Source organism: Stenotrophomonas sp. HMWF003 (assembly GCF_003061285.1).
Taxonomy (GTDB): domain Bacteria; phylum Pseudomonadota; class Gammaproteobacteria; order Xanthomonadales; family Xanthomonadaceae; genus Stenotrophomonas; species Stenotrophomonas maltophilia_AP.
The window spans coordinates 1-5,355 of record NZ_QAIW01000248.1 but is presented as its reverse complement, the minus strand read 5'-3'; the positions used below and the strand labels follow the sequence as shown (position 1 = coordinate 5,355).

General features: G+C 69.2%; 5 protein-coding genes and 1 pseudogene. 1 reads left to right on the top strand and 5 read right to left on the bottom strand.

Annotation, left to right across the window (positions count from 1 at the left end; genetic code table 11):
• The 5 genes from DBR34_RS22615 to rpmB all read right to left on the bottom strand — a co-directional run.
• On the bottom strand, positions 1–572 hold a 572-nt coding region (locus DBR34_RS22615; protein WP_258223803.1), incomplete at its 3' end, for an MBL fold metallo-hydrolase.
• Positions 573–671: 99 nt separating this feature from the next.
• Positions 672–2,072 carry an FAD/NAD(P)-binding protein gene (locus DBR34_RS10190; protein WP_181393965.1) on the bottom strand — a complete coding sequence of 467 codons (1,401 nt, stop codon included), beginning with the start codon at positions 2,070–2,072 and terminating at the stop codon, positions 672–674.
• Between the two features lie 36 nt (positions 2,073–2,108).
• Complete coding sequence (gene cls / locus DBR34_RS10185; RefSeq protein WP_128096700.1) at positions 2,109–3,527, bottom strand: cardiolipin synthase; 1,419 nt, start codon at positions 3,525–3,527, stop codon at positions 2,109–2,111.
• Between the two features lie 647 nt (positions 3,528–4,174).
• Positions 4,175–4,342: a 50S ribosomal protein L33 gene (gene rpmG, locus DBR34_RS10180; RefSeq protein ID WP_172407465.1), complete on the bottom strand. Its 168-nt coding sequence runs from the start codon at positions 4,340–4,342 to the stop codon at positions 4,175–4,177.
• Positions 4,343–4,352: 10 nt separating this feature from the next.
• The gene (gene rpmB, locus DBR34_RS10175) at positions 4,353–4,589 is read right to left on the bottom strand and encodes a 50S ribosomal protein L28 (protein WP_005411638.1); all 237 of its coding nucleotides are present in this window, start codon (positions 4,587–4,589) and stop codon (positions 4,353–4,355) included.
• A gap of 307 nt (positions 4,590–4,896) precedes the next feature.
• Here rpmB and DBR34_RS10170 point away from each other — a divergent pair.
• Positions 4,897–5,355, top strand: a pseudogene (locus tag DBR34_RS10170) (glycosyltransferase); the annotation flags it as partial.

Below are 5,355 nucleotides of genomic sequence, written 5' to 3'. Positions count from 1 at the left end.
GGCGGGAAGGTGCCACCGGGTTCGAGGTGCTGCGGGTCGCTGCGGTCGCCCCTGCCGTTGTGCAGCGTGGCTACCGCCGGTGCACGTGCCAGCAGCGGGGCCCCGGTGGCTGCCTGCAGGTGGGCCAGGCCGGCGGCATGGTCGGAATGCTCGTGCGAGTTGAGCAGGTACTTCACTGCGTGCGGATCGAAGCCCAGCGCGCGGATGTTGGCCTCGATCAGGGGACCGGCCGCCACGGTGCCACCGTCGATCAGCACATGCCCCTGGTCGGAGGTCACCAGCACCGCCGACAGCCCGCAGGTGCCCACGTACCACGTGTTGCCGAAGATGCGACGCGGCGGCGCGCGATCGTTCCAGCCGTCCATGACGCTGGCCCCCGCCGGGCAGGCCGGCATGTGATCCACTGCGCTGGCCACGGGCGATGCGGCGCTGGCCGGCGCGCCGGCTTCTGCGCTGTCTGCGGGCTGGCAGGCAGACAGCAGCATGCCGATGCCCAGTACGGCGATTACGCGGCCCATCAGGGCCGGGGCAGCGGCGCCGCGAGCAGCGGTCGGGTCTGAGGTCGGCGTCATGTGCATTCCCTGTCTGAAAGACAGCAGCCTAGAGCGGTAGGCGCACCGTCACCAATGCGAAGATCGAGACAGAGGCATGAGCCTTTTCGATACCTCGCGTCAGTCCAGCGCGCGCGCAGCAGCCTGCTGCGCCTGCACCCGCAGCTCGGGAATGGCCAGGCTCTCCCACAGCGTGCCGATGCGCAGGCTGCCCACCACCTGTACACCCGGATGCGGCTGGCCGTTGGCGGCGAGCAGCCCGGCATGTGCCACCGAGGTATCCAGCCCCAGGCCGTGCGGCCCTGGCCGGGCGTGGCCGTCGGCCAGCAACTGCTGCACCAGCGGATTGCGCATCGCGGTGGCGCGGGTCTCCACGCCGGTGGCATTGATCAGCGCGCCCACGCGCAACGGCGGCAGGCCACCGCCGGCGCCGTGCGCATGGACCTGCAGGGTGCCGTCGAGCACCAGCACGGTATCGAGCCGGGCGCGATGACGCTGCAGCTGGCCCGACTGCTCCAGCGCGGCCAGCTGCGCCTCGACGCTTTCGGCAATACGGTGGCGGTGCACGTCCCAGTACCGCACCACGTGGCGCAGGAAGCGGCGCTGGTCGGCGGCCTCCAGACCACGCCACAGTGCCTGGCCCAGCGGACGGATGCGATCCATCACGCTCTGCCAGGGCAGGCCCTGCGCAACGGCGTCACGGGCATGCCCGCGCAGCGCGCGCAGCGCCTGCCGCAGCGGCATGCCCGGCAGCGGGCCCGGATCAAAACTGGCCGTGCCGCCATGCGCGTGTGGCAACGGCAGCAGTGCATGCCGGGACAGCACGTGGATGCGGCCGCGGTGCCCTGCATTGGCCAGCGCCACCACGCTGTCGGCCATGCTCAGCCCCGAGCCGATGATGGCCAGATCGCCGTCGCCGGCCAGCAGCCGCACACCGTCGTAATCCCAGGCGTCGACCACTTTGCCCGGGGGCAGCGCGTCGGCGCCGGTAACCGGCAACGGGCGCATGCTGTTGCCGCAGGCCAGCACCACCTGGCGTGCCTGCCATGTGTCGCCATCGGCCAGCGTCAGCTGCTGCGTGGCGATGCCAGGCTGCAACGCGGTGACTGCCTCATGCACCACGCTGAGCTGCGCGGGGCTGCTGGCCTGGGCCTGCTCCAGGCGGGCCTGCAGGTAGGCGGCATAGCAGCGGCGCGGCGCGTACTCGGCGGCGACTGCGTCGCGCGGCACGCCGGGAAACGCGTCCACCTGCAGCAGGTAATCCAGGAAATCGTCGGGCGCATCCGGCAACGCGCTCATCCTGCCGGCCGGCACGTTGAGCAGGTGCTCGGGCCATGGCGTGGCGTAGGCGATGCCCTGGGCCAGCGCCGAGGCCGGCTCGAACACCACGACATGGAGCGCAGCGGTTGCCGTGCGCAGTGCATGCAGCGCCACCAGCACGCCTGCCGCACCGCCGCCGACGATGGCCAGGACACACTGGCGAGGGGATTGGGGTGCGGTCATGCCCCGATTGTAGGCGATGCCCGCGATGGCTCCGTGTCGGCCGTTACCGCAGCGCTACATCAGCGCATCGGCCAACCGCGCGATGCCTTCGCGGCTGCGTCGCCAGGTCGGGCGCTTGCGCCAGCTTTTCAGGTCCAGCTGGCGCGACTGCAGCAGGTAATCGTTCTCGATCTGCAGCAGCTGGGCGACGATGCCGCGGTCATAGCAGAGCATGCCGATTTCCGCGTTGAGCGCGAACGAGCGGATGTCCAGGTTGATCGACCCGACCAGCGCGATGTCCTCGTCCACGGTGAGGTGCTTGGCGTGCAGGAAGCAGGGTTCGTACAACGCGATGCGCACGCCACTGCGCAGCAGTTCGTCGTAATAGGCCTCCTGCGCCCACGCAGTGAGCCGCTGGTTGCTGCTGGCCGACAGGATCAGCTGCACCTGCACGCCGGACAGCGCGGCGATGCGCAGCGCGCTGAGGGTGGCCTCGTCGGGCACGAAGTACGGGGTGACCAGCACGATGCGGCGGCGTGCCAGATGGATCAGCGCGTTGACCGCGTCGCGCGCGTTGCTGAAGGGATACGCCGGGCCGCTGGGCAGCAGCTGGGTGGCCACGTCGGCCGAGCACACCGGCACGGCGGTCATCACGTCCAGGCGCTGGCCGGTTTCCATGTACCAGTCGCTGGCGAACACCGCTTCCAAATGCGCCACGCCCGGGCCGCGCACGCGCGCCACCAGTTCCTTGTTGGGAAAGCCGGGCACGAATTCCGGCTGGGCCAGGTTCTGCGAGCCGATGTAGCCGACCCGGTTGTCGATCACCGCGATCTTGCGGTGGTTGCGCAGGTCCATGCGCCCGCTGCGGCGCCAGCGCAGGCCGCCGGGCAACATTGCGCGCACGTCCACGCCCAGCGCCTGCAGGCGGTGCCGGTAATGGCGCAGCCCGCGCTTGGCGCCCACCGCGTCCAGCAGCAGGCGGCAGTGCACGCCGCGGGCAGCAGCGCGCTGCAGCGCCTGCACGATGGACTCGCCCACGGCGTCGTCGAACATCAGGTAGTACAGCAGGTGTACGCGTTCGCGGGCCTGGTCGATGTCGGCGATCAGCGCCTGCAGCGAGGCGTCGTAGTCCACCAGCAGTTCCACCGCGTTGCCGTGGATGGGCATGAAGTCGCCCTGCCGCTCGATCAGCGGCACGATCTCGGCCGTGGCGGTGTCGGGCACCGGGGTCCAGCGCAGCGGCGGCTGCAATGCCTGTTCCTCGCGGATCACCTGGGAGGCCTCGGCCTGGCGCTGCACGCGCTGGCGCGATAGCCACGGGTGGCCGAACAGCAGGTATAGCGGCAAGCCCAGCAGGGGCACGAAGCCGACCAGCAGCAACCAGCTGCGCGCGGCACCGGGCGTGGTGCGGGTGGGAATCCAGAACAGCGCGGCCAGCCGGATCAGCCAGTCCAGCATCAACAACCAGGAACCCAGCAGCCACTCGAACAGCATCGCGTCGCCCGTTGGAGGTAGGCCGGCATTCTGACATGCCCGGTGCATGCGCCCGGTAGTGCCCGCCGCTGGCCGGCTCTTCGTCGATTCGTCAGGAGAGCCATCGAGCTCTGCCATCGAAAACGATTCTTCTCCCAATGGAGGGAAGCGCCTTGTTTCGAGGGGACGTGGCAGATTGCGTAAGGCGCTGCGCGCGTGCGCGGGTGTGCAGGTCCCGTTTGGATCGGGGAGCCTCTCCGGTCAGGTCTGTTGCGCGCGTGGGGACCCCGCAGCGGCCGGTAGGCCCCTGGTGCAAATGTCCCCCGGCCGCGTGGCGGCCTCCTCCTTTATTTTGCCCAGGGGCCTACCGGCCGCTGCGGGGCTGGGCGTGCGGTAAGCAAGGGGATGCCCGGCGTTTCGGGGGCCTGTGGGTGGGTTGGGCGCTGGCCCTCCATGCCCTTGGAGGCGAAATAAAGGAGGAGGTGGCGGCCGCAGGCCGACGCCGGGGGACATTCGCCGGAAAGGGTATGGGGGGCCAGCGCCCAACCCGCCCACAGGCGGCGCCTGAAACGGTACACAGCGCACTTCGTACTCGCCACACGGATGAGAAAAAAAAACCCGCCACAAGGGCGGGTTTTTTCTTGGGGAAGCTCAAGTACCCTTGCGGATTACTTGATCTTGCCTTCCTTGTACAGGACGTGCTTGCGCACGACCGGATCGTACTTCAGGAATTCCATCTTCCCGGGGGTGTTCTTCTTGTTCTTGTCCGTCGTGTAGAAGTGGCCAGTGTTGGCCGTCGAAATCAGACGGATCTTATCGCGCTTGCCTGCCATGATCGTTTACTCCTCAGACCTTTTCGCCGCGCGCACGCAGCTCAGCCAGAACGGAATCGATACCGTTCTTGTCGATGGTGCGCAGGGCATGCGCGGAAACACGAAGCTTGACCCAGCGGTTTTCGCTGGCAACCCAGAAGCGGCGCTCGTGCAGGTTGGGCAGGAAACGACGACGGGTCTTGTTGTTGGCGTGCGAGACGTTGTTACCCGTCTGCACTCGCTTGCCGGAAACTTGGCATACGCGGGACATTGCGCACCTCGATGAAAGTAATTGTCAGCCCATAGCCCGAGCGACGGCGGCCTCGACGGTTTCCCGCCACACGTCATGAGAATCAAAGGGTTACGCTGTCGAGGGCGGGCCGGATGACGTGTTCCCGGCCGCCGATCCAGAGATTTCCGGACACAGCGAGCCGCGCATTATGCCGCACGCCGTGGGCGGGCGCAAGTTGTCCACAGGGCCATGCCGGCCTGCCGGGGCCGGGCGGGCGCCCCGTGTTCGCATGGCCACCCGCGGGCGGCGGCGATACTGGCCGCCCTGTTCACCCTGGACCCCCACGATGCGGCTGCTGGCGATCACCTACGGCACCGAGGGCGACACCCGCCCGCTGGTCATGCTCTGCCACGGCCTGATGGCCGCCGGACACGAGGTGATGCTGCTGGCCGAAGGCGGCACCCTGGGCAGCGCGCGCGCCCTGGGCGTGCCGCACGCCGCACTGGAAGGCGACATCCACGATGAGGTGGTGGCGCTGGTGTCGCGCGGCAACAACACGCTGGCCGCCTCGCGCGGGCTGGCCAGGATGGCGCGCCGGCACGTGCCGGCGTGGACGCGACAGGCCGATGCGGCCGCCGCCGGGTGCGATGCGGTGCTGACCGGCGGGCTGGCCGCCTTCGTCGGCATGACCGTGGCCGAGCGGCGTGGCCTGCCCGCGATCGGGCTGGGCATGATTCCGCTGACGCCCACCGCCGACTTCCCCTCCCCGTTCCTGCCCCGGCTGCGCCTGCCCGGTGCGCTGAAC

Excerpts from the sequence above, each read along its gene's own strand:
- cls (WP_128096700.1), bottom strand. The coding sequence starts at position 3,527 with ATGCTGTTCGAGTGGCTGCTGGGTTCCTGGTTGTTGATGCTGGACTGG.
- rpmB (WP_005411638.1), bottom strand. The coding sequence starts at position 4,589 with ATGTCCCGCGTATGCCAAGTTTCCGGCAAGCGAGTGCAGACGGGTAAC.